At 58.3% G+C, this 24,212-nt stretch carries 13 protein-coding genes and 5 pseudogenes; 14 read left to right on the forward strand and 4 right to left on the reverse strand.

The window, feature by feature from the left end; genetic code table 11:
- Positions 1-38 precede the first annotated feature (38 nt).
- The 5 genes and pseudogenes from ACVW16_RS24275 to tnpC (ACVW16_RS24295) form a co-directional block, all read left to right on the forward strand.
- Positions 39-1,586: a Fic family protein gene (locus ACVW16_RS24275; protein ID WP_456705166.1), complete on the forward strand. Its 1,548-nt coding sequence runs from the start codon at positions 39-41 to the stop codon at positions 1,584-1,586.
- Between the two features lie 154 nt (positions 1,587-1,740).
- Positions 1,741-2,940, forward strand: coding sequence for a metallo-hydrolase/oxidoreductase (locus ACVW16_RS24280; protein WP_456701597.1), 1,200 nt, complete (start codon positions 1,741-1,743; stop codon positions 2,938-2,940).
- A gap of 31 nt (positions 2,941-2,971) precedes the next feature.
- Positions 2,972-4,102, forward strand: a complete 1,131-nt coding sequence (locus ACVW16_RS24285) for a PLP-dependent transferase (RefSeq protein ID WP_456701598.1) — start codon at positions 2,972-2,974, stop codon at positions 4,100-4,102.
- A gap of 489 nt (positions 4,103-4,591) precedes the next feature.
- On the forward strand, positions 4,592-5,470 hold the full coding sequence (locus ACVW16_RS24290; RefSeq protein ID WP_456701599.1) for a S1/P1 nuclease: 879 nt from the start codon (positions 4,592-4,594) through the stop codon (positions 5,468-5,470).
- 95 nt (positions 5,471-5,565) lie between these two features.
- Positions 5,566-6,192, forward strand: a pseudogene (gene tnpC / locus ACVW16_RS24295) (IS66 family transposase); the annotation flags it as partial.
- Here tnpC (ACVW16_RS24295) and ACVW16_RS24300 read toward each other — a convergent pair.
- Positions 6,189-6,389 (reverse strand): pyocin activator PrtN family protein, encoded by a 201-nt coding sequence (locus tag ACVW16_RS24300; RefSeq protein ID WP_456701600.1) that lies wholly within the window; start codon positions 6,387-6,389, stop codon positions 6,189-6,191. The pseudogene tnpC (ACVW16_RS24295) and the gene ACVW16_RS24300 sit on opposite strands and share 4 nt — an antisense overlap.
- Positions 6,390-7,299: 910 nt before the next feature.
- On the opposite strand from ACVW16_RS24300, the gene ACVW16_RS24305 reads away from it, so the two are divergent.
- Together ACVW16_RS24305 and ACVW16_RS24310 are read left to right on the forward strand one after the other, a co-directional pair.
- Complete coding sequence (locus ACVW16_RS24305; RefSeq protein WP_456802438.1) at positions 7,300-13,758, forward strand: amino acid adenylation domain-containing protein; 6,459 nt, start codon at positions 7,300-7,302, stop codon at positions 13,756-13,758.
- A gap of 3 nt (positions 13,759-13,761) precedes the next feature.
- Positions 13,762-15,186 (forward strand): MATE family efflux transporter, encoded by a 1,425-nt coding sequence (locus tag ACVW16_RS24310; protein ID WP_456701603.1) that lies wholly within the window; start codon positions 13,762-13,764, stop codon positions 15,184-15,186.
- Between the two features lie 479 nt (positions 15,187-15,665).
- On the opposite strand, the gene ACVW16_RS24315 is transcribed toward ACVW16_RS24310, so the two are convergent.
- Together ACVW16_RS24315 and ACVW16_RS24320 are read right to left on the reverse strand one after the other, a co-directional pair.
- The gene (locus tag ACVW16_RS24315; protein WP_456701604.1) at positions 15,666-16,895 is read right to left on the reverse strand and encodes a diaminopropionate ammonia-lyase; all 1,230 of its coding nucleotides are present in this window, start codon (positions 16,893-16,895) and stop codon (positions 15,666-15,668) included.
- Positions 16,896-17,068: 173 nt separating this feature from the next.
- Positions 17,069-18,748, reverse strand: coding sequence for an MFS transporter (locus tag ACVW16_RS24320; RefSeq protein WP_456701605.1), 1,680 nt, complete (start codon positions 18,746-18,748; stop codon positions 17,069-17,071).
- 712 nt (positions 18,749-19,460) lie between these two features.
- On the opposite strand from ACVW16_RS24320, the gene ACVW16_RS24325 reads away from it, so the two are divergent.
- From ACVW16_RS24325 to ACVW16_RS24345, 5 genes and pseudogenes are all read left to right on the forward strand, one after another.
- On the forward strand, positions 19,461-19,748 hold the full coding sequence (locus ACVW16_RS24325) for a transposase (RefSeq protein WP_456705167.1): 288 nt from the start codon (positions 19,461-19,463) through the stop codon (positions 19,746-19,748).
- Positions 19,694-19,909 (forward strand): IS66 family insertion sequence element accessory protein TnpB, encoded by a 216-nt coding sequence (gene tnpB, locus ACVW16_RS24330; protein WP_456705168.1) that lies wholly within the window; start codon positions 19,694-19,696, stop codon positions 19,907-19,909. Before ACVW16_RS24325 ends, tnpB begins: the two co-directional genes overlap by 55 nt.
- Before the next feature lie 67 nt (positions 19,910-19,976).
- A pseudogene (tnpC, locus tag ACVW16_RS24335) lies at positions 19,977-21,281 on the forward strand (IS66 family transposase); the annotation flags it as partial.
- A 65-nt stretch (positions 21,282-21,346) separates the two neighbouring features.
- Complete coding sequence (locus tag ACVW16_RS24340) at positions 21,347-21,496, forward strand: hypothetical protein (protein WP_456701606.1); 150 nt, start codon at positions 21,347-21,349, stop codon at positions 21,494-21,496.
- Positions 21,497-21,588: 92 nt separating this feature from the next.
- Positions 21,589-21,849: pseudogene (locus tag ACVW16_RS24345) on the forward strand (IS110 family transposase); the annotation flags it as partial.
- Here ACVW16_RS24345 and ACVW16_RS24350 read toward each other — a convergent pair.
- Positions 21,838-22,115 (reverse strand): annotated as a pseudogene (locus ACVW16_RS24350) (ISNCY family transposase); the annotation flags it as partial. The pseudogenes ACVW16_RS24345 and ACVW16_RS24350 overlap by 12 nt on opposite strands.
- Positions 22,116-22,198: 83 nt before the next feature.
- Here ACVW16_RS24350 and ACVW16_RS24355 point away from each other — a divergent pair.
- Entirely contained in the window at positions 22,199-22,852 is a 654-nt protein-coding gene (locus ACVW16_RS24355) for a Mu transposase domain-containing protein (RefSeq protein ID WP_456802439.1), read from the forward strand.
- Between the two features lie 173 nt (positions 22,853-23,025).
- Positions 23,026-24,212, forward strand: a pseudogene (locus ACVW16_RS24360) (IS110 family RNA-guided transposase).

The raw sequence follows: 24,212 nt of genomic DNA on the forward strand, positions 1-24,212 counted from the left end.
AAATTCACGGCCGAGAACGTTTTTCATGGATTGAGCCAATGCCGCTACAATTTTCAGGCCCTGTGAGCGTTTTTCATGATCGAAGGCTGCCAGAGTCCGCGACCCCCGCCGGCTACGCAGCACTAATTGACGCCTACCGGCTGTCCGTCCCGATACCACGCTTGCTTTCCGCCACCGGCACAAAGCACCGCATCCTCGAGCAAAGTGGATGGCGCATCTACACGCCACGTCATGCGCCGGACGTCAGCCTCGAGGGACATCTCACCTTCGCACTCAAGAACGAAGGACTAGACCTTGCCATCCTGAAGCGACTCTTCCTCACCGTGAAGGAGGACGAGATTGCAGACCTTGTGAAGCAGAAGCCGACCGGACTCTACACGCGCCGCATCTGGTTTCTCTATGAATGGTTGTTGGGGCGTGAGCTTAATCTGCCCACAGCAGACAAGGTCTCCTATGTCGACGCCGTCGATACCGAACTCCAGTATGCGAGTTCTGGGCAGAATTCGGTACGGCATCGCGTCCGTAATAATCTGCCAGGCACATCGGACTTCTGCCCGCTCGTTTTCAAGACCCAAGTGCTGACGGAATTTGTTGCACAGGACCTCAAGGAGCGCGCCCGCGTCGTGGTGAGCCAGGTCCCGAAGGATCTGCTCGCGCGAACCGCCGCCTTCCTTCTCCTCAAGGACTCGAAGTCGAGTTACGTCATCGAAGGAGAAAGACCGCCACAGGATCGCATCCAGCGGTGGGGCAAGGTCATCGGCGAAGCAGGACGGGCGCCGCTCGACGAGGCGGAGTTTCTGCGCCTGCAGCGGATCGTCATCGGTGATGAGCGCTTCGTAAAGCTCGGCTTCCGCAACGAAGGTGGCTTTGTCGGCGAGCATGACCGCGAGACGCAAAGACCCATTCCGGATCATATCAGCGCACGCCACGAAGATATTGCCCCCCTCGTGCGCGGATTGATCGCCTTCGATCAGGCGGCGGAAAATGAGCTTGATCCTGTCATCGCCGCCGCCGTGCTGGCTTTCGGATTTGTCTACGTTCACCCATTCGAGGATGGCAATGGCCGCATTCACCGATACCTGATGCACCATGTTCTGGGACGGCGCGGCTTCAATCCTGCCGGCATCCATTTTCCGGTTTCGGCAGCCATTCTCGACAAGATCGGCGAATACAAGGACGTGTTGGAAAGCTATTCGAGTAGATTGCTTACGTGCATAGAATGGGAGCCGACTCCGCAAGGCAACGTCAAGGTCCTGAACGATACCGCTGACTTTTACCGCTTCTTCGATGCAACGCCGCATGCGGAGTTCCTGTACGAATGCGTGCAGAGGACCATCGAACAGGATCTTCCGAGGGAAACCCGGTTCTTACGGAGTTTCGATACGTTCCGGGCGGGCGTCGAAAACATGGTCGATATGCCGGAGCGGACCCTCAACAACCTCCTTGGATTCTTGCAGCAGAATGAAGGGCGGCTTTCAAAGCGCGCTCGTGAAAATGAATTCTCCCAGCTGATGCCAGACGAAGTCACGAAGATCGAGGGCCTCTATCTCGAGGCCTTCTCGGACGAGCCTGGAACGGAGAGCTGACCGTCTGCCCGCTATGAAAATATGACCAGGGTCGTCTGGGGCGTGCGCTTGATATTAGGAGGCCATCTTCGATTTCTTCTTTTTCGATATCCCGCCAGATCCTCCGGAGTTTCCCAATAGGAGACTATACGCCCGCGTGTCGCGGGTGGATTCATTGAGCACGCGCCCGCATCGCCGCGTATCCTTCGAATTTGATTGCATCGATGCCGATTATGTCGACGCGAGCGGACCAGAGCTCCTGAACGGCTTTCGTGCTGGACAGACCAAGCCGTTTGCACTCCTGCGTGTGGTGACGACGCCGGCTCGGTTTGATCGCTTTGCGGGCGCAACGCCAGAGCCAGGCGATTGGTTTCATCTCGAGCTCAGGCCCAAGGGCCATGGTCTGCCGGCATGGCATGCTCAACTCGAGGGTAATGGTTATTCGATGCATGCCCGGGGAGTTCTGATGTTCGCGCGGCTGCTCAACACTCCCGGCGAGGCGCCACCGCACCCCTTAAGGCCCCAACCCCTAGGTGCCGCAGCGGCCCCGCGGCTGGTATTGCCGGAGCCGCTCGCTACGGCCTGTGCGGCACTTCCGCCCCCGGCGACGCCCGCCGAAGTCTCAGCCATCCTCAAAGACCTGCCACAAGCGACATCCATCCGGGTCAGGGATGTTGGCCAGGCAAATTTCATTTCTCTGTGCGACGATGGCGGTAATGCAATTCTGCACTTCGATGTCGGATTTCCGATCTCTTTCAATCGCCACACTTTTCCATCCAGATTCGTTGTCGATCGAGCCGAGAAGCTTCCGATCGTGCTCTCGCATTGGGATTGGGATCATCTCCATGGCGCGCTCCTTCTCCCGCATCTGCTCGGCTGCCGCTGGATTGTCCCGGACCAGCGGCTGGGACCTGGTGCCGCGCGCCTGGCACATATACTGGACCAGAGGGGTAATCTGGTCGTACGCCCTGCCAACGCAAGGATCCGTTTTCCTTTTGGCGAATTGGTAAGAAGCGGCGGCCGCCCCTCCGATCTCAACGACAGCGGATTGACCATCCTTGCGACCCTCACGAGCGGACGATCAGCTTTGCTGACCGGCGACGCAGACTATTCGCACCTCAAGCATGCCAATGCCAAGCAGGTAGATCACTTAGTCGCAACTCATCATGGCGCGCGCTTTAATGCAGGCGCGCCGTTGGTGCCAAAGCCAAATAGCGGGCAGGGCCAACTGGTGATTTCGTGTGGATATCGCAACGTCTATGGGCATCCGCACCCGGATGGGCTATCCAAGCATGCAAGGTCAGGTTGGACGACCTATGTCACCACCGCCGGGCGAAGAGGTGTCGCCAGTCGAGGCGACCGCATCGTGAATTGACGGTAAAGCGCCGAGGTCTTCTGGCTTCCTTGTGCTCGAACTCGGCGCGCGGATTGCGGATCTCGAAGGAGCGCGACACAGTTTTGTCGTTCCGGGCGGACAGGCAGCCATCGTCCTCGCCTATCTCGGGTTCTGCACCGCTGGATCGCATGTCCTCATGCCCGATAGCGCCTATGGGCCGAACAAGGAATTGGGAGCCTGGCTTCTAAAGGGCTTAGGCATCTCCGTCGAGGCCTACCCGCCAATGATCGGCGCCGGTTTGGCTCGTCTGATCCGCGCGGAGACTCGTCTTATCTGGTGCGAGAGCCCAGGCTGCATCGCAATGGAAGTCCAAGACGTGCCGGCCATCGTTGCAGCGGCTCATGCTCGCGGCGTACCGGTAGCGCTCGACAACACTTACGCAGCGGGAGTTCTATTCGACGCATTTGCGGCCGGCGTCGATGTGTCAATCCAAGCGCTGACCAAGTATGTCGGCGGCCATAGCGACCTGCTGCTAGGCACGGTCTCGGTTCGAGACGATGCTGCCTACGAACGAAGAGGTCCAGTGCACCGATTGCTCGGGCTTGCAGTTTCCCTCGACCATTGTGCTCTGGCGTTGCGCGGCCTGGAAACGCTGGCCGTGCGGCTCGACGCCCTCCAGCGCTCTACCCTCGCGGTCGCCACCTGGCTGAAGGAACAGTCCGAGGTCGCGCGCGTTCTGCATCCGTCACTTCCGGACTGCCCCGGACACGAGATCTGGATGCGTCAATTTACCGGCTCGGCGAGCGTCTTCTCGATTGTGCTCGCAGAAACGTGGGATGCCGCACGTGTCGCGCGGTTCGTCGACGCACTCCGACTCTTTCGTATCGGCCACAGTTGGGGCGGGACGACCAGTTTGGTCATGACCTATCCCGCAGCCGGGTCGAATGCGCGGTCCTATGGAGCCCGATTGGTGCGGCTGAATATCGGGTTTGGAGGCGACGGCCGATTTGATCGGCGATCTCAAGCAGGTACTCGCGGCAGGCTAAGATATCGGCAAAGTCGCCCCGCAGCAGTCCTCAATGGGCGTAATATTCAGCACGACCGCGCCGACAGTGCCCGAACCAGTGAACGATGTCTGGTTCATCGCGTGCTAACGGGCGCTGCCCTCTCAGCAATGTCGCAACGACGTTTACTTCGCTGATCTGCTTTCCGATTCATCTCGTTGTTCGCATACAGGAGGCTGTCTTGTACGCTGCAATGCTCCGCCTCGAGGTGCCTATCCCTTCCGAATCTAAATTGGTCGCCGCCGCAATCGCACAAGACCGTTCTACCGCAGACAGCCGACACCGCTGCCCCAATTTGCGTTTGCTTCAGGGGACAGCAGACCTCTAGACGACAGTCGTTTGATCAGAAGTGCCGCATTGCATCCCGCGGACCTGCTGGAGCAATCTGCTGAATTGCAGCTCACTATTTTCTTAACTTTAGATTGCGCTTACCAAAGAAGTGCCTTAGGAAATCAATTTGCGACCGTCAAAGCAGCTTTCCTTTGGCGACATATCACAGATTGATTTTTGAGATAGTTCATTGCCAGCCGTTGCTGTGCGGAAGAGGAGCCGAGCCATGCGCGTTCTCGCCGTCTTATCCTTCGTCCTCATGGGGGTTAGTCAGTCCCGCCCACGCGTGGTGGGATATGGGTCACATGGAAGTTGCCGCAATCGCTTACGGACGGCTCGATGACACGTTGCGGCCAAAGGTCGATACCCTCGTCAAGCAGCATCCGGCCTATCCGCTGTGGATCAAGGGCCTTGAGGGCCTGCCGGACAGCGACAAAGCTCAGGCGGCTTTCGTGCATGCCGCCACTTGGGCCGACGACATAAAGGGAATCCTGTCCTGCAAAGTGTCGCACGCACCAGGCTGCTATGACTACGACAAGGTCACGGACGGCACCGCCGCACAGAACGTTGGTACATCCGATCACATCGTTCATGACTACTGGCATTACTACGATATCCCGTTCTCGCCTGACGGCGAACAGACCGATCCTGCACCGGCGGTTAATGCGCTCACCCAGATCCACCTGCTCAAAGCGGCCCTTTCGGACCACAACAGCACGGACGATCTGAAGCGCTACGATCTCGTGTGGTTGCTGCACCTTGTTGGGGATGCCCACCAGCCGCTGCATGCCGTCTCGCGGTTCACACATCAGCTCAAGGGGGATCAAGGCGGCAATCTCGAGCTGGTCAACGTCGGAGGCGTGCAAGCTTCGAAGCTTCATTTCGTCTGGGACGGTATCCTAGGTGATCGCGGCACCGCCGCCGCAGCTATCGGCGCGGCTTCTCTTCTCCCTGCCGCAGACCCGACCCTGGCAAAGATTGACGACCCGGAAATTTGGTTCAAGGAATCGGCCGCGCTGGCGCAGCAATACGCCTACGGGACGGCGGTTGGTCCGGACAAGGGGCCTTATGATCTTGACGCGGCATACCTCTCGAAAGCGAAGTCCGTCGCGGAAGCCCAAGTCGCACTAGCTGGGCAGAGGCTCGCCAATCTGATCAACGCGGCGCTAAAGTAGTGGCTGGGAGGCAGGGATGACACCGACCTTCCAGTTCGAGCCGTTCCCGAAGTCCCTCCGCATCCATCTGCCAAGTGAACCCATAGACCCTCGATGGGTATAACCAGCTCTACAAGGCACAAAGGAAGCCGGCTCCGCTCCTTGAAGCTGCCTGTTGGAGCCACGGCCGCAGAAAGTTCTTCGACCTGGAGAAATCTGGAGAGGCGCCGATTGCCAGCGAAGCCGTGCGACGCATCGATATCTTGTTTGAGATCGACCGCACTATCAACGGCAAAACGCCGGAATAACGGCTTGCGGTACGTCGTGATAAGTCGAGGCCGATCGTCGCCGATCTCGAAATCTGGATGCGCCAGCAGAGAACGCTGCTCTCCTCGGCAACGATACTGCAAAGGCTATTAACTACCTGCTCAACCGCTGGGCTTCGTTTATTCGCTTCCTGGACGACGGCCGCATCTGCCTCTTGAACAGCGCTGCCGAACGGGCGTTACGCGGTGTGGCTGTCGGAAGATGAAATTGGACCTTCGCCGGTTCAGATGCAGGCGGCAATCGTGCCGCCGCCGTCTATACCCTGATCGAGACCTGCAAGATGAAGGACGTTGATCCGCAAAGCCTGGCTCACTGACGTGCTGGCCAGGCTTCCCGATCATCCCGCTAACAGAGTCGCCGACCTGCTCCCGTGGAATTGGAAGGCGACCCGACAGTCCAAAGCGGCTGCCGCCTAAGCCTCACTGCGCCTGTCCTCGGTGCTGGCCGAATGCGTGCTCTCCAGGCGCACCAGTGGCAGACGGATCTCTCCGGCGCGAACCTTCTCGATGAATTTCGTCGGAGCTAGGTGCGTGAAGAAATCCGAGCAAACGGATTCGACCGGTATGACGGCGCGACCGTTGCATTGGGCCATCAGGAGAAAGGTCGCCTGCATCGGGTGTTCCATCTTTGACAGGGGCGTGCCGATCAGAACGGTATGTCATGATCCATCTCGTTCGATGCATGGCGGTGAGCTGTGGGCCTTTTCTCCGGCACTCATGGTCGAGGCGGAGCGATTGACTTAAGCTGTTCCGCGGGAATAAGCCTTTTGCGGGCCCTTTCATCGGCGTTCTTTGCCTCGCCAACGATCTTAAAGATGCTCACAACCAGCCTTTGAGCGGCTTCCCCGGTGGTCCAGAGTCGCCCAGGTGCGCTAACCAAAGCGATGGCAACGATTTGTTACGGTCATCAAACTGAGCCGTCTCTTTTCTAATTCGGCTTCGAATGCAGCTAACGGCCAAATAAGCTGAGCGATTCGCATGAAGGTGACGAGGCGATCGGGCGCATTGCTGCCGGTGCCAGCACTTGGATGACCTCAAGGCTGTCTTTGGGACTGCTGCTGCGAGCTTCGATGACTCGTTGTAATGTTGAGGCGCCGACAGGGCCCTGTTGCGGCGACCACCGGCTTGAACACTATCGGTCTGGCGGTGGTTACGGAAAAAAGTCTTTCGTTCGTACAAGCTGTGTCGCCGGGTGGCCAGCCCGCCCTCGATCGGTTGGTGGTGCCGGCTCAGGGGCTGAGAAATCGGACAATTACGCTAATCACAAGCCATAACGAGCCTGTGGGCGCGTTGATTGCGGGTGCCATGCAGACGATGGCAGGTCTAGTCCAAGATCAGGTAGGTGCCAAAGTGCACGCGCCGTCCTAGCGTCCTGCCGTTCCTCTGCCGATCACCGAGCCAGAAGCGAACACCGAGAAGCTCATACGGACAAAACCTTGTGACGTGCGGAATCAGGGTGGCTGCGCATGCACACCTTGATGACGAGCTCCGGCGCTCGAATTTGAGCACCGAAGAAGGCGACGAATGGCGGGGCGCGTGCCTACAGAAAATCAATCAGCCAAGAAGCAGTCCATCGAATGTCAACCGGTTGACGCGATCACGGCGATCAATCGGTTTGCCGGTTCGGATCCGGAGAGAGTTGCGCTGAGGTACGGCGCAGACGAACTCACATATGAGGCGCTACGATCAAGATCAGATGCTCTTGCAATGGCCTTGGGAGAGCAGGGTGCTCGCGGCGCGGTTGTCGGCTATTGGGGGGAGCGAGACCTCGACTGGGCGACGGCGGTCATCGCAATTTTGAAGGCTGGTTCAACGTACCTACCGCTTGATCCATCGCAGCCGGCGTCCCGTACATCATTCATGATCGAGCAGAGCCGCTGCGCTTGGTTGATGGGCCGAGACCGTCCGGACTCGCTCAGCCTATTCCAGGGGAGCAGCAAGACAGCTCCGCAATTCGTAGCTATAGAGGCGGCACTGGGCCGGTTGCAGACCCCGTCCGTTATGCCATCGCCGAACGTGGATGGGCTTGCCTATATTCTGTTTACGTCTGGTTCGACCGGACAGCCTAAGGGCGCAATGATCGAACGCGCCGGACTAAACAATCATTTGGCGGCAAAGATCGATGCTCTAAATCTCACTCGGTCGGATTGCGTCGCGCAAACGGCATCGCACTGCTTTGACATCTCGCTTTGGCAGCTCCTTTCTGGGCTTTGCGTCGGAGCCTCTACATCAATCATCGATGATGCGACACTGAGATCGCCGCCATCGCTCCTCCGAGCAATTCAACGATGCGCCGCTACGGTCGTCCAATTCGTGCCGTCGATGCTGGCAGTGTATGTTGAATATCTGCAATCGCTTACCGAGGCAGAGCGAGGCATGGACGGCTTGCGGATTATTTCTACGGTCGGAGAACCTCTAACGCCCGGATTGGCGCGTGCGTGGCTTGCCTTGTATCCCCACGTTCCCATTCTCAATCATTACGGGCCGACCGAGTGCGCCGACGGCGTGACCCATCATCTGGTTTCCGTGCCGCCTGCGCTGGCTGATACTTATGTGCCGATCGGCAGGCCAATTCAAAACTGTGAGGTTTATGTCGCGGACGGACCGCGGCTCTGCAATGTAGGAGAAGTGGGCGAAATCTGTGTCAGCGGCGTCGGTGTTGCTGCCGGCTACGTCAATGACCAGGTCCGCACCAAGGATGCGTTTGAGCCAAATCCATTCTCAAACCACCTGTCCTTCCGGCGTCTATATCGGACAGGTGATCTTGGGCGCCTCCGTTCCGACGGCCTTTTGCAATGTCTCGGTCGACGGGATCGTCAGGTCAAAATTCGCGGGCACAGAATCGAGCTGGGAGAAATCGAAGCTCGTTTGTCCGCTCATCCCTTGGTGCATGGCGCGGTCGCAGTCGCCTCTTCTTGCGCAGGTGTAAAGCTTACGGCGCGAGATATAGCTGGGGCGGAGGCGCAAGCCGACTCGCGGCGGCTGGTTGCGTATGTGACGGCTCCAGCTGAGCTGGAGGAAAGCGACCTTCGGAAGTTTCTTGCCGAGGCACTCCCCGGTTACATGCTTCCGGAAAGAATCATCCACGCCAGTGGTATTCCACTGACCAGGAACGGAAAGGTCGACTTTTCAGCATTGCCTGACCCGGGGAGTGTTCGGCCGGTATTGTCAACGCCCTTTGAGGAGCCGCAATCAGATCTGGAAGTCCGGCTACGTCAAATCTGGTCCGGCATTTTGCGTATCGAGAACATAGGTGTGAATGACCAATTCATGAGCCTCGGCGGAGACTCGCTCCGGGCAATGCTCATCTTGGGACAGTTGCAGACCTTGCTCGGGGTGAGAGTGGATTTCAGGCTGGTCCTGAATGGGACGATTCGATCTCTTGCCGCTTCGATCGAGGCTCGCGTCGAGCCCCACCCATGCACAGCCTTGACATACCGAAAGCTTGACCGATCACCTCTGACGCGACTCCAGGAGCATCTTTGGTTTCTGGCGCAGCTCGATCCATCTGCCCGGAACTACATCATTCAAGGCGGGCTGCGGATTAAGGGCAATATCGATTTAGCTCGGTTCAATCGCGCCTGGACCGAGGTCATTCATTCCCACCAGGCACTTTCGGCGCGCTTTATCGACGAAGACGGTCCGGTTCAATGCTTTGATGGTCCGCCATGCACCAATCTTGAATTGATCGATGCATCTCATCTCACCTCCTCCGAAGCTGAGGAGCTCGTCGCGCAGCTTCGGCGAACGGAGCTGAAAGACAATTTCGATCTCGCACAAGGCCGCTTGTTTCGTGCGCGCATGGTCCGGTTTGGTGCTGGCAATCATCTCATATTGATCACCGCTCACGAAATCATCCTCGATGCCTGGTCGATTTCTGTTCTGCTCAGAGATCTTCAGCAGAGATATTTAGATGCCGCGGCGCCTTGGCCAGGGAACCGTGCGTCACTCTCGGGCTACGCCGCGTGGGAAAAACAGCACATTTCTCCAGGGGCCCTGGAGAACCAACGTCACTATTGGCGTCGTCAGATTGGTGATGATCCGCCGGTGCTTTCGCTTGGAAGGGCGCACCCCCAAACAGTTTCATTCCGCGGCGCCTCGCATCCAGTGCTGCTTGGCAGCGATCTTTCCAGTCGGGTAAGAGAATTCGCGTGCCAAAATAGCTGCACCACCTCGACAACACTACTGGCGTGCTTCCAGCTGCTGCTACGAATGTATAGCGGTCAGGACGATATTGTCGTCGGCATGCCACACGCTGCACGAGATCAACCAGGCAGCGCCGACATCATCGGCTTTTTCCTGAATATGCTGCCGATCCGTGCGGCGATCGATGCCAGTCAATCCTTTGCTGCTCATGCCAGGCGCATCCAGGGTCTGGTCAGCGATGCCATCGCAAATGCGGCCTATCCATTCGGATGGATGGTCAGGGATACAAGGTTATGTCGCGAACCGGGTCGATCACCGATCTTCCAGGTCATGTTCAACATGTATTCCGAAGCCGCTGAACCGGTTGGTCGGGATGAGATGGCTCTGACATTCCGCGAATATGACACCGGCTATGTCAAATTCGATTTAACGCTGTACGCGCAAGATCACGGCGATGAAATTGCGCTCCAGTTGGCGTATGCGGAAGACATCATCTCGAGTGATCTCGCTGCCCGCATGGCCAACAATCTGCGGTGTCTGATTGCCGCCTGCGTTGATGAAGCGCTTGCGCCCATTGAGGAACTGAGCTGCCTTAGCGCCTCAGACCTCTCTATACTGGGTTCGCTGGATGGGTCGATCCAGCGATATGAATCCGAATGTCCGCTTGCCGAAGCCTTCGAGCAGATCAGCGTCTCTAACCACGGCAAAGTAGCATATTTTGGCGAGTTCGGGGAGGTCACGTTTGACCAGCTGCGCGCGCGCGTAGCGGCAATCCGCTCGCTCCTGCAGGAGATGAAAGTGGGGGCCGGCGATCTGGTTGCCGTGCTTGTTGACCGGTCGTCGGACGTTGCCGCTGTCATGCTTGCGGCGCGAGGCTTGGATGCTGTTGTAGTGCCGATTGCGCCGGATTATCCGCGTGACCGGATCCAACATATGCTGCGAGATAGTCAGGCAAAGCTCTTGATTCACGCGAATATCACGGAGCCTGGCTTTGAGATACCTTCGATTTCTCTGTTGGCCTTAGAAACGTGCAAATTGCGGAGGGATGATTCCGTCCCCCGCGACAAACCGACAGATCACCAAATTGCGAGCCTCATATACACGTCCTCCTCCACAGGTCGGGCGAAGGGGGTTCTTATACCGGAAGCGGCCATTCTCAACCGGCTGAACTGGATGTGGCGGTGCTTTCCGTTCGATGACACTGACGTCATGGTTGTCCAGAAGTCCGCCTGCCTTGTTGCCTCCGCTTGGGAGTATTTTGGTGGGCTTCTGAGAGGAGTGCCTACGCTGATCCTCACCCAAGGGCAGGTGCTAGATCCGGATCTGTTGTTGTGCAGTTTGGCAAAACATCGCGTGACACGCTTTTTTGCCTCTCCGCCACTTCTGTCCGGTCTCATCAGGTCCCAGGAGCGGCAACCGCAAAGGACCGCCTTGCGACTGGTCACAAGCAGTGCCGAACCAATGCCTTCCTCGCTGCCCGCTCGCTGGCGTGAGGCTTTTCCGGGCGTGCCGTTGTGGAACTTCTATGGTGCGACGGAATGTGCGTCCAATGCAGCCGTGCACGAAACATCGGATGCGGATGACAGCTCGGCGCTTGTCCCAGTGGGGCGGCCAATCGACAACGTCAAACTCTACGTGCTCGATTCACGATTGAAGAGAGTGCCTGTCGGAGCTCCCGGCGAACTGTGCATCGCAGGCCGCTGTCTGAGCGCTGGGTATTGGCGGGATCAAGATCGGACTGGCCGCTGTTTCGTGCCGAATCCGTATGATGGCGAACAATACAACGTGCTTTATCGAAGTGGGGACATCGCACGCATCTCAACCAGCGGCCTTCTTGAGATATGTGGCCGATCGGACAACCAGATCAAGGTGAGGGGCTTCCGCATCGAGCCGGAGGAGGTCGAAGTTGCCCTTGAGTCTCATCCCGCAATCGCAAAGGCCGCGGTCTTCGCAGAAGGCACCGATGACGATCGCCGCTTGACGGCGAGCGTGGTGCCCGCTCGCAAGAATCTCAGCTCTGGAGAGATTCTCGCCCATCTGCGCAACAAGCTGCCATCTGCGATGGTTCCCGCGGCCTTCAGGTTGGTTGACAGTGTTCCCATGACGACGAGCGGAAAGATAGACCGTACTCGCCTATCCTCCGTTCCGTACCGCGAGATCGAAACCCGTCCATCTGCTGAGCCCCGCACCAGGAACGAGCGAGTTCTTGCTCGGATCTGGGAGGATCTACTAGGGGTCAGGGGGGTGGGAATCGACAGCAGTTTCTTTGATCTCGGCGGCGATTCTCTTCTGAGCGTGCGTTGCGTCACGCTGGCGTGCAAAGCCGGGCTGAATCTCACCGTCAACCAACTCTATCGAACGCCGACCATCAGGGAGTTGGCGGCCGGGGAAGCGGGGGCAGCCCCCCACAACATAGCTTCCGCGGACAGTTTGCTGCCTGTGCCCCCCATCATATCGTTTTGGAATTCTCTTCTCGGTTTTGACGAGCATTTTAACATCGGCGATCTGTTCTTTTTGCGGGGCGGCATCCTGAACGTCAAGATCCTGGACCGCGCTCTCGCCCATGTCATCGAGAAGCACGAAAGCCTCAGGCTGCGCGTTGCTCGAACCCAAGATGGACTACGGCTGGGGATTGGGACTTGTCCGACTGAGCGCATCGTGGAGGAGATCAATCTGGTCCAAATGACCGGCCCAGACCAGCGCAGGACGATCGAGATCGTCTCGGCAAAACGTCAACACATGTTCAGGTTTGACGGTCACACGCCTCTTGTTCACGTCGCGGCGTTCCGTACTTCGGAAAGCGGCGATTACTATCTGCTGGTGCTGATGCATCATTTCGTAGCGGATGGGATGGGCTATCGGCTATTCCTGGAAGCGTTGGAGGGCGCATACAACACTCTTGCTGCAGGCCATGATATGAATGGCCCTGAGACCGTACAAAGGCTCTCTTCCTGGTTGAAGCGCCTCGAGAATTACGCGGACAGCGAAGCACCAAACGAGCTCAAGTACTGGGAGGGTATTGACTACGATCAATTCAATCTGCGTGTCAGCGATGCGTCATCGCGCGGCACGAGTATTGACGAAGCAAGGTCGAGAGAGCTTCACGATGCGAATCTCGCAGGTCGTCGGGAGGATGTGAACGGCCGTTCGCGGGTAGATCGAGCCAAGTACCATCTTGAGATCGACGGGGAAGCGACAGCGGGTCTCCTTAGTATTGGAGCAAGATCAGCGCATTGTCAGGACTTTGATGTGTTTCTTGCTGCCCTGTCCGGTGCGTGTGGAGCCCTGTTCGGCAACTATTCGCTCTGGATTGATAGCCTGAGCTCGACACGAGGTCGGCTGTTTGACGATTTTGATCCATCTCAGGTCATTGGCCTTATCAGCGAGCTCGTTCCGCTTCCATTGAAGGTCACCGGAAGAGAGACGCGTTCCGACCGCGCTCGTCTCATATACCGGCAGCGCAATGCGCTGCCGCGTGGAGGAATAGGCTTTCGGGCCCTGAAATTCCTAAACCGAGATCCAGCCTTGCGGTGTCGGCTCGATCGCCTGCCACTTCCCAGAATTGGGGTGAATTATCGCGCCGGTCTGCAGCGTCATTTCGCGCGCCGCTTTCTGGACACAGACCCTTCTCCACTCTGCATCGGCGAACACATGCATCAAGCAGCGGCGATCCACCTCTTCTGGTTCGAGGTCGGATTTCAATCGGGCCGTCTACAGATCGACACCACGTATGATCCGAGCATGGTCGATTATGATGCGACCCGGCGTCTTTGCACGGTCTTGCAACAGGAGTTGATGCAGACGATCGATGAATTCGTAGAGCTGAAGACGGCGTGAATCATGGATAAGCGTAGTCCGGAGCTCGTCGTCAAAAGCAATCGCGATGCGATGCGGAAGAAAAGCCGGCACATCGATCTATCGGATCATAATCTCACGAGCCTTCTCCTGCGGCTCGCTATTCCATCTGTTATCGGCTTGTCGATCAACGCATTGCAGCAGCTCCTTAACGCGATCTTTGTTGGCTCACTCGGCGCGCAGGCGATTGCAGCTGTCAGCATGACGATGCCGCTCATTGTCGTGCTCGCGGCCGTGGGAGAGGGGATCGGTGTGGGTACCGCCTCCTTCATATCTCGTCATCTTGGTGCTGGTAATGCGTTGGAGGCTGGCCGAGGTGCGAGTACGGCGCTCGCCCTCGCCGCTCCCATCGGTGTGATCATGACCATCGTCCTGCTTGTAACCCTACGAGGCATCTTCGTCGCGCTTGGGGCAAGTCCAACCATCCTGCCCATCGCGCTCGACTACGCCGCGATCCTCTTGCCGGGCTCTACTTTGATGCTCCTAAACATCGTCAGCGGCTTCATCGCAAGAGCTGAAGGCAACACGCGATTCAGTATGTGGACGATGCTGACGGCTTTCATATTGAACGCCTTGCTTGATCCTATTTTCATTTTCTTGCTAGGCTTGGGTGTGCGAGGCGCAGCGTTAGCGACGCTGATATCACAGATCGCCGCTATAAGCTTCTACATCGTGTATTTTACCAAGAGGCTCGGCACGGTGCTCGTCAGGATATCTCAGGTCTCGTTACGAGTAGATCGCATCAGGCAGCTCGCGCTCATTGGGGCGCCGGCGACGACGACAAGTATCTTAGCCGCTCTTGCTGGTATGTTCTTGTACGGAGCTGCTGCGCGGTTCGGTGACGATTTCGTCGCGGCGGTGGGAATAGCTGTAAGAATCTTGACAATCGGCGCGCTGCCTATCACCGGATTCTGTATCGGCTCTCAAGCTGTCCTGGGGTTCGGTTGGGGCGCGCGCGACTTTGCTCGTGTAATGAAGGTTGCGAAGTTTATGCTGTCTATCACCGTTGCGCTTTCCTTTGCGTATTCCGCAGCCGTTATCGTTTTCGCCCGGCCGTTGGTCAGGTTGTTCAGCAATAGCGATGATGTCACAGAAATTGCCGTCTTGAGCTGCATCGTCTTTCACCTGTTTTTTGGATTTTACGGTATTGAGAGTTTCGTGATGACGATGCTTCAGTCGCTGGGGAGAGCACGCCTTAGCGCGGTGGTCTCTTTCGCCAGGCAGGGGTATCTCTTCATACCAGCGGTACTTCTATTTCCTGTCATATCAGGCTTCAGTGGGGTTTTGGCCAGCCAAGCCATCGCTGAGCTGGGCGCCGGAATGATCGCTCTGTTCGTCATCTTGCGCCAGTTCGCCGAGCTCAGGCGAGGTGGACCGGCCATTCAGCCAGGAATCGAGAGGGCTCCTTGACTTGATTGGGCATCTCCGGGCAATTGATGCATTCCTCGCGGGCAGCCAGCCGTCATCCGTTCCGAGCTGGTTGCCGAAGTTGTCGCCCTCGTAGGCGGGACCGAGGGTGGCTAATTCCGCGGGACGATTGAGCATAGAGTTCACGTCGAGTGAGCCGGATCGTCGAAACATTGCTCGGTATAGGGGTTCGACTTGGGCACTGCGCCTATCACTGTCCAGGTACGGCGTCGCCTACCTGCACAATCAGAGCGCCGAGCGCCCGTTCCCAAAAGGCCGGGCTTGGTGGCCCGAAAACACGCCCCTCTTGCGGGAATGAATGCGCTGCATCGTGGACGGGTAGGATAGTCTTCTCCCGGCCGACATCTTCGGAAGACCTTGAACAGGTCAAAAGGAGCAGGCTGCGGGCTGCAATTCGAGACGTAAGAGCAGGCCGCCTTTATCGCGAGAAACCGGTCCGGGCCTGAAAGCGCCCCGGAGGCTCACGACACCGACGTTTTCTCGTCCCAAGTTGGTACAATATTTTTCCCAGTCACTTGCGCCGGCGTTACACCAACAAGTTCTTCATACAGACGAGGATCAGTCGCGCCCTCGGTGTTGATCAGGAAGACCCGAGCATTCTGTCCAAGTCCGGTCATGGACCGCGATGTCTGGTTGGAGGCAACTTTCAGCAGTCCTGCCAGACCTGCGCCGCCGCTTTCCCCAGCAACGACAGCGGGATCGCCATCCACAGGGTTTGCCAAGAGCTTCATGACGCTGATGGCGTCCTCGTCGTCGACCGTCATAAAGGCATCGGCTGCGCGCGAAAGGATGCGCCATGCGACGAGGGACGGATCGTAGCATTCAAGCATCGCCATCACTGTTGGCGCCCCATGCTCCACCTTGACGGGATGGCCAGCTCGAGCGCTTTCAAACAGGCACGCCGCTCGCGAAGGTTCGACAACGGTAAAGAATGGCCTGTTGTCAGCAGCCAGAACCCGGAAATGTCCTGCAATTGCAGCAGCGACCCCACCCACGCCGGCTTGAACGAACACGTGGGTCGGAGGCTCGGATAACTGACGCAGCGCTTCGCTCACGAGAGCGGTGTATCCCTGCATCACTATGCCGGGGATCCGCTCGTAACCCGGCCAGGACGTGTCAGATACTGTGATCCACCCCTTATCTGCGGCAACTCGGGAGGCTTCGGCGACGGAGTCATCATAGTTGCCGCTGACGCCGATCGTTCGCGCGCCAAAGCGAGCGATAGCCGCGATCCGCTCGTCGCTGACGCCCGAGTGAACGAATATGACGCACTTCGCACCAACCAGCTGGGCACCATGCGCGACTGATCTGCCGTGATTGCCATCGGTGGCGCACGATACCGTCATCCCCCGCGCTACTGCAATTACTTCGGGCAATCGGAGCTCGGACGCGTCAAGGACTCGGCCGAGCCTCCGACCTGCTTCCTCCAGCACAAGGCGGATCACGGCATAGGAACCCCCCAAACCTTTGAAGCTACCAAGCCCGAGCCGATGGCCTTCGTCCTTCAGGTGGATCGAGGCAACCCCGATCTCACGAGCAAGGCCCGGCAGCGAGACGAGCGGCGTTGCCTTGTAATCGTCTCGATGCGCAAGGAAGCGCTCTACTCCGCGCGCTCCTTCGACACTGAGCATCTCGGCATCGGAAGCTTCCAGTGGCGCGCGGTAATCGGTGTGCCGGTTGAGAAGCAACATGGTTCGACTCTCTTGCGTCTCTGCTGACGCTTTATCACAAACCTCATTTGCGAGAATAACATCCATGCATTCTGCGGCCACTTATGCAAGAGTGGATCGCTCCGGCTTCCGCTGTCGGAGAGCCTGCGCGACGCTCTATCCGCGACATCAAGCTGGGCTATTCCTGACAGTTACTACGTTCGATTCCGGTTATAGTCACCGAGCAAGGCCTCGTTGGCGGTATGATCGGGTACATCGTCCTTCCACCGGACGGAGCCAAACGGACGCTCTAGCATGCGCCGGATACGCACGGGCTCCGGTCCCACGTGAAAGGACGCAGCTTGTCGATCTAGCGCGCGTTCTGAATGCGTCGAGCGATTGCGTTGACGCAGATAATCAAGCCACGTGGGGCAATGGTAGCGTTCTGTCCACAGTTCAGGATCAGCGATATCGCGAGCGATCGACCAGCCATACGCGCCATTCCGCTTTCGGAACAGCTGCACATCTTGCATGACGTTATGAAAGGCCCGCGCATTCTCTTGTGCCACGCGGTATTCGATTTCAATCACAACCGGTCCGCTGCGATGGGTGAGCGTTAGCCGAACCTCAGGATGCGCAAGCGCTTCAGCATCCTCGCTTCGCGGGTTTATGCGAGGCATACGGAGCCAAAGCCCCAATAGTGGAGAAATTAACATCAGCACTGCTGATATCAAAAGCGCTGTGTCGACACCTGCGGCATCGGTCAAATGACCCCAGCCCCAGCTACCGACAGCAATGCCTCCTGAGCTTGCTGCTTGGTAGGCTGCAAGCGAGCGTCCTGCGACCCAGCGCGGGGCCGACAGCTGCACGCCAATGTTGAAGAGGGCCCAGGAGATCATCCACACGGCACCGGCAAGGACAAGAGCGGCCGATGTGAGAACCAGCTCGTGGCTCAACGCCACGGCGAGAAGCGCCCCACTCATGGACAGTGCGCAGGCGCGAATTGCGGCTTCACCGCTCAAGCGCTTTCGTACTTCAGGTACATATAGCGCTCCAATTACCGCGCCAAGTCCGAACGCGCTGAGAGCTATCCCATAGATCCGTGCACCACCTCCAAGGAGATCACGGGCGACCAGCGGCATTAGCGCGATGATGGCGCCTCCGATCACGCCGGTGATCATGGAACGAATCAGCACGATTTTGATCGGGGGCGAGTTAGCGATGTAGCGGAGCCCCGAAACGATGGCGCGGTTTAGTTTTTCTGGCGGAAGATATGACGGTTCGGAAATTCGCTTCCACAAGAACAGCGCAAGAAGTAAGGGTAGATATAGCAATGCATTTAGGGCAAACGAAGCGACTGCGCCGGCTGCCGCTACCACTATCCCGCCGATCGCCGGTCCCACGCTGCGCGCGATGTTATAGCTAATGCTGTTCAGCGCGACCGCAGCTGGGAGTGCTTCCGCCGGCACTTGCTCGCTAACTGAGGATTGCCAGGCAGGATCCATCAGAGCCACGCCGCTGCCGATTACAAAACACAGGATTAGCAACGAGTCTGGCGTGACCATCCCTAGCCAGGTAAGTGCCGTCAGCGCGGTCGCACCAGCTAGCGACATGCTGAGCGCGAAAAGCATCACGATCCGCCGGTCATACATATCCGCAATTGCGCCTGCGGGCATCGAAATCAGCATGACCGGTAGCAAAAATGCTGTCTGCACAAGCGCAACTTTGTCCGCCGACGTTGTCATCTGCGTCATCGCCCACGCTGCGCCGACGCTCCGGATCAGCGCGCCCAGGTTCGTAAGGAGGCTCGCAAGCCAGATACGCCGAAAGGTGAGGTGGCGGAAGGGCGCTGTGATACCTTCAGTGCTAATTGGTCGAGGCTTGAGAGGAGTCATCTAGCTTGCTGCCCTACCCCGGATGGTGCGACGAATGAGGACAAAGAGGGGCTGATGGCAAACGGGAAGTCCGCCGTCATTCGACTTGCGCTGCTTAGATGCAAGAGAGACCTCAAAATAGTCAGGTTCGCGCCAAGGGTTCCGCCTCGCACGATCCCGACCTGACGAGTAAACTTTGCTCTTGCCCTGCAAGTGCGCGCTTTCTCGACACGGCTCATTCCGTAGTCACTCCCTGCAAGATGCCACCAGCAAAGGCCAGATGCCACTCAACTGACCCAGAGGCCTTATCCTTTCGCCGCTTGTATTGATTCAAAAAGTTGATTTCCTCGTGACAGGTGCCGCCGAGCGAGCCGCGGCGGCCTTGCCCAACTGAAAGCCGATCTTCTCAGATCTGTCCAATGGCCAGCAGCGACGTGAACGCATATAGGTGAGGCCATACTCTGAAGCGCTCTGAATATTTAAATCGCGCGTAGCCGCTTAGAGCACAAAATCGAAGGAAACTTGCAGCGTTTTACTCGCACTGCGCGACGAAAAAGGGCGCTAGCGATGCGTACTGGCCAAGCCGACATCTCTCGTTGGTGAGCGTTTGCAAGACCATACGCCTATTTCGAAGGTCTCCCGATTGGAAGTAGTTTCGACTGGCGCCCGCCGTCGTTGAACAGTGGACGAGAAGCATCGGATCGTTGCTGAGAGTTATGATGGTTCCCGGTTGGTGTCGGCGACGGCGCGGCGCAACGGGTTGTCCACGAGCCAGTTGTTCACGTGGCGACGGTTGGCGCGGGAGGGTCGGCTGGGCGGGGATGCAGCGCCATTGCTTGTTCCTGTGGAGATCACTTCGACACCAACTCCGGCATCGGCCGTGGTCGCGCAGACAAGGCCATTGCGCGCGAAGGTAGGCATAATCGAGATCGAGCTTAGCGGCTGTCGGGTCCGGGGGGTCTCTACATCTTCCGCGGTCGCCGCGGTGATCTGCTCAAGATTCTTTGGCATGACGGGTTAGGCATGTCGCTGTATGCCAAACGCTTGGACCGCGGCAAGTTTATCTGGCCTGCGACGTCGGGAGATGCGGTATCGATCTCAGCGGCTCAGATGGCTTATATGCTGGAAGGGATCGACTGGAGGAATCCGCAACTAACATGGCGACCGCAGAGCGCCGGCTGAGCGAAATAAAATATGAGATCATGCGCATTTTGGGGGACCACAAAGCACTGAATTTGTGATTCTCTGGTTGCATGAACACGCCTCGCGAGCTCTTCCCGAAGACATAGCCGCTCTGAAAGAGGCGTTGGCGAGCGAACGCGCGAAGGCTCTGGATATTGCAGCGGAGCTTGCGGTCGCCCGTGCCAAGGCGTCGGAAGACAGTGCGCTGATTGCCCGCCAGAAGCTGCGGATCGCTAAGCTTGAGCGCCAGGTCCACGGGCAAAGATCAGAACGCTCGTCTCGTCTGATCGACCAGTTAGCGCTTACGTTTGAAGAGCTGGAATCCAGCGCCACCGAAGACGAGCTTGCGGCCGAGAGAGCTGTCGCCAGGACAACGACTGTGCGCGGATTTACGCGCACGCGTCCCGAACGCAATACCTTCCCTGATCATCTTCCCCGCGAGCGTGTGGTGATCGATTCGCCAACGACGTGTGAATGCTGCGGCGGCAATCGCCTGCGCCATGCTCCTCTATGAGAAGTTCGGCCAGCATCAGCCTCTGAACCGGCAGACTGAGCGTTACGCGCTGGAGGCGTGCCCGTCAGTCTGTCGACCGCAGCCGACGCTGTTGGGGCTTGCTGCACGGTATTGGAGCCGCTATCGCGCCTGTTGGAAGCCCACGTCATGGCAGCTGAACGCCTCCACGGCGACGACACCACCGTGCCCGTGTTGGCCTTGGGCAAGTGCGATGTCGCTCGATGCTGGGTCTATGTGAAGGACGACCGCCCCTTCGGCGGCTCAGATCCGCCGGCAGCAATGTTTTATTACTCGCGCGATCGAAGGGGCGAGCATCCGCAGGCGCATCTGACCAACTATAGCGGCATCCTGCAGGCCGACGCCTTCGGTGGATACACCAAACTCTACGAGCCCCAGCGAAGTCCTGGGCCTATCAGGGAAGCGGCCTGTTGGGTCCATGCCCGGCGGCCGTTCTTCGCCATGGCGGATCTTGAGGAGAACGCGCGGCGCAAAGCGGCCGGAAAGCAGGAGATCGTCATCTCGCCCGTCGCCATGGAGATCGTGCGCCGCATCGACGCTCTGTTCGAGATAGAGCGCTCCATCAACGGCCAAAGCGCCGATCACCGAAGAGCTGTTCGCCAGGCGCAGAGCGCGCCGCTGGTCGCCGATCTGGAAGCCTATATGCGCGAGCAATGCGCCAAGCTCGCCCGCGGTCACGATCTGGCCAAGGCCATGAACTACATGTTCAAGCGCTGGACCTCCTTCACCCGCTTCCTCGACGATGGCCGCGTCTGCCTCTCGAACAATGCAGCCGAAAGAGCGCTGCGCGGCATCGCATTGGGCAGACAGTCGTGGTTATTCATACCGCCCTACAAGGGCCATCTCTTCGGCAAGTCGGGGCAGCGTTGGCTCACAGTCTGCCTCTTCCTCCTGAGGAATGTGAGATGCTCCAGCGTCTGATCACGGAACTCGAACGCGTGACCAAGCAACTATCGAAGATCGACAAAGCCGTGGCGCGACAGGTTCTGGACGATCCGCGGGCTCTCAAGCTGATGACAATACCTGGCGTGAGTTCGGTCGTCGATCGGGCTTGATATCTCGAAGAGCTGGTTCAAATCCACTAGACTACAGCGGATGGAGAGATTATCCGTAACAAGCTCGCTCAGGGAAGGGTTCTCGATTCCTTCTCGTTGGTCTTGAGGCTTGCGGCGGCGCCCATCATTGGTCTCGTGAACTAATAAGGCTGGGACACAAAGCACGTCTCATGCCAGCCCGCTACGTACGAGCTTACGTGAAGACAAATAAGCACGATGCTGCTGATGCAGAGGCTTGCTGGGAAGCCGTCCAACGGCTAGGCATGCGGTTTGTCCCTGTAAAGACCGTCGAACAGCAGGGAATCTTAATGCTACATCGCACGCGAGATTTGCTTATTCGACAACGCCTTCAGCCGCTTCCCGCAGATCCGGTCTGAAGCTTCCCAAAAGAGCACGAGCGCGTTGTGTTCGACCTCATTATACATTCGACGTCGCGCCCTTCGGCTTGGGCGCGCGTCTTCCTGACATCGAAGTAGTCGCATCGCATGTTTGCGATGGAACCCGGTGATGTCGACGAACTCGTCCAATATCCGCGTCTTCTTCGCGTGATCCGAACGCCGATAGCGCGTCCTGCTGCCGCCGTCAGTTCCTTCCGCGTTGCCATGCTTAGCCACCCCATCTTCGCCCCCGCTCGCTCCCGATCCAAATGAGCAATTTACGTGAGGCAACGGCTCAGCATCCGGTAACAATTAGGGCGAGGCAATGCGGTCGGGGTCCAAATCGTCGGGCGATGGATTCTGGCGCGCCTGCGCAACCGCCGTTTTCTTCTCGCTCGCCGCCCTCAACGAGGCGATCCACGCGCTGCTCGTCGATCTCAACAATCGACCGTTGCGGAGCTGGGGGCGAAGTCGGCGCGAACTGTTCGAGGAGCTCGATCGTCCGGCGCTCACGCCCTTGCCAGATGAACCGTACGAGTATGCCGAGTGGAAGCGCTGCCGGGTCAAGCTCGATTATCACGTCGAGATCGCCAAGCATTACTACAGCGTCCCTCACAACCTCGTGCATCAGGAGGTTGAGGCTCGCGTCACCCAAAAGACCGTCGAGATCTTCCTCCGCGGCAAGCGGGTGGCCTCGCATCTGCGCAGCACCTTGCCGCATCGCCCGACCACGGTTCCCGAGCATATGCCGAGCTCGCATCGCCGCTATCGCGACTGGACCCATGAGCGCATTCGTTCCGAAGCCGCCAAGGTCGGCCCCGACGCCGACACGCTGATCGACGTCATCCTGCGGTCGCGGCCGCATCCGGAACAGGGCTTCCGTTCGGCCATCGGCATTCTTAAAGGGCATGATGTTTTCAGCGCTCAAACCCGGTGGAGAGGACCGGTCGTCCGGATTAGTCTGTCCAAGCCGGGATAGGGGCGCTGGAGCACGAAACGGTGGCAGGCCGCCATGACCATGAGCTGTGAGCTCGCTTTGTTACTTGGCCGCCCCTACGACTTGCCCGGCTGCGCTGCGAGCGCGGATCCGTAGATGTCGTGCAAGCCACTGGCTCCTGAGACAAAGGAGAAGCAAGCATGCAAATCGTCGGCATGGACATCCACCGATCCTTCGCCGAAGTGGCGATCCTGGAGGACGGAACAATAATCCGACAGCTCCGCGTTGATCTCGTCCACGATCGGCTTGTCGCCTTTGCCAAGACACTCAGCCTCGAGGATGAGGTGGTCATCGAGGTAACGGGCAACAGCGCGGCGGTCGAACGTATTCTGCGCCCGCACGTTAAGCGCGTCGCGGTCGCCAATCCGAGGCTCGTTCGGGCGATCGCCTATGCGCGAGTCAAAACGGACAAGGTCGATGCTGGGACCCTGGCAAAGTTGCATGCTGCTGGCTTCTTGCCGGAGGTCTGGGTGGCTGACGAGGACACCTACAGCCGCCGGCGCAGATGGCCGAGCGCGCTGGCGTCTTGGCGCAGATCATCCGGATTAAAGGACGAATGAAGGCTATCCTGCATGCCAACCTCATCCCGCCCTACAAAGGCTATCTCTTCGGCAAGCACGGACAGCATTGGCTGGACAGTCTGCCTCTTCCATCGGAGAAGCGTGCGATGCTCCAGCGTCTTATCACGGAACTCGAACGCGTGACGAAGCAACTATCGGAAATCGACAAAGTCGTGGCCCAACAGGCTTTGGACGATCCACGGGCTCTCAAGCTGATGACGATCCCCGGCGTGAGTTCGGTCGCCGCATCGAGTGTACTGGCCTCCATCGGCGACATCGCACGCTTCCAATCACCGGATAAGCTCAGCAGCTACTTCGGTTTGACCCCTCGAGTTCGGCAATCGGGAGAGCATCCGCCAAGGCATGGTCGTATCTCGAAACAGGGCAATCGTGACGCCCGCAAGATGCTGGTTGAAGCGGCCTGGTCGGCCAAGACGGCGCCCGGGCCGCTGCGGGCCTTCTTCAATCGCATGCAAAAGAAGCATGGGGCTGGAGTCGCGGCCGTCGCCACGGCACGTAAGCTCGCAGTGATGATCTGGCACGTCCTGAGGACCGGGAAAGATTATGCTTACGCACGACCGGCGTTCACAGCGATGAAACTCCGGAAGGTGGCACTCAAGGCTGGAGCGCCTCGTGCCTATGGCAAGGCTGGCCCGGGTCGGGACTACTGGATCAAGGAACTGCGTGAGCGGGAAGCTGGCTATGTCGCACGCGTCGAGCAGGCGTACGAGCGGATGGTGGCGGCCTGGAAGGAGAAGCCAAAAAAAGTGGCCTTGAACTGA

This window comes from Bradyrhizobium sp. USDA 4474, from assembly GCF_054057515.1.

What these genes read in the sequence shown, in the direction of transcription:
- ACVW16_RS24275 (WP_456705166.1), top strand. Translation starts at nt 39, where the DNA reads ATGCCGCTACAATTTTCAGGCCCTGTGAGCGTTTTTCATGATCGAAGG.
- ACVW16_RS24290 (WP_456701599.1), top strand. Translation starts at nt 4,592, where the DNA reads ATGGGTCACATGGAAGTTGCCGCAATCGCTTACGGACGGCTCGATGAC.
- ACVW16_RS24300 (WP_456701600.1), bottom strand. Translation starts at nt 6,389, where the DNA reads ATGCAGGCGACCTTTCTCCTGATGGCCCAATGCAACGGTCGCGCCGTC.
- ACVW16_RS24305 (WP_456802438.1), top strand. Translation starts at nt 7,300, where the DNA reads ATGGCGGGGCGCGTGCCTACAGAAAATCAATCAGCCAAGAAGCAGTCC.
- ACVW16_RS24310 (WP_456701603.1), top strand. Translation starts at nt 13,762, where the DNA reads ATGGATAAGCGTAGTCCGGAGCTCGTCGTCAAAAGCAATCGCGATGCG.
- ACVW16_RS24315 (WP_456701604.1), bottom strand. Translation starts at nt 16,895, where the DNA reads ATGTTGCTTCTCAACCGGCACACCGATTACCGCGCGCCACTGGAAGCT.
- ACVW16_RS24320 (WP_456701605.1), bottom strand. Translation starts at nt 18,748, where the DNA reads ATGACTCCTCTCAAGCCTCGACCAATTAGCACTGAAGGTATCACAGCG.
- ACVW16_RS24340 (WP_456701606.1), top strand. Translation starts at nt 21,347, where the DNA reads ATGCTCCAGCGTCTGATCACGGAACTCGAACGCGTGACCAAGCAACTA.
- ACVW16_RS24355 (WP_456802439.1), top strand. Translation starts at nt 22,199, where the DNA reads ATGCGGTCGGGGTCCAAATCGTCGGGCGATGGATTCTGGCGCGCCTGC.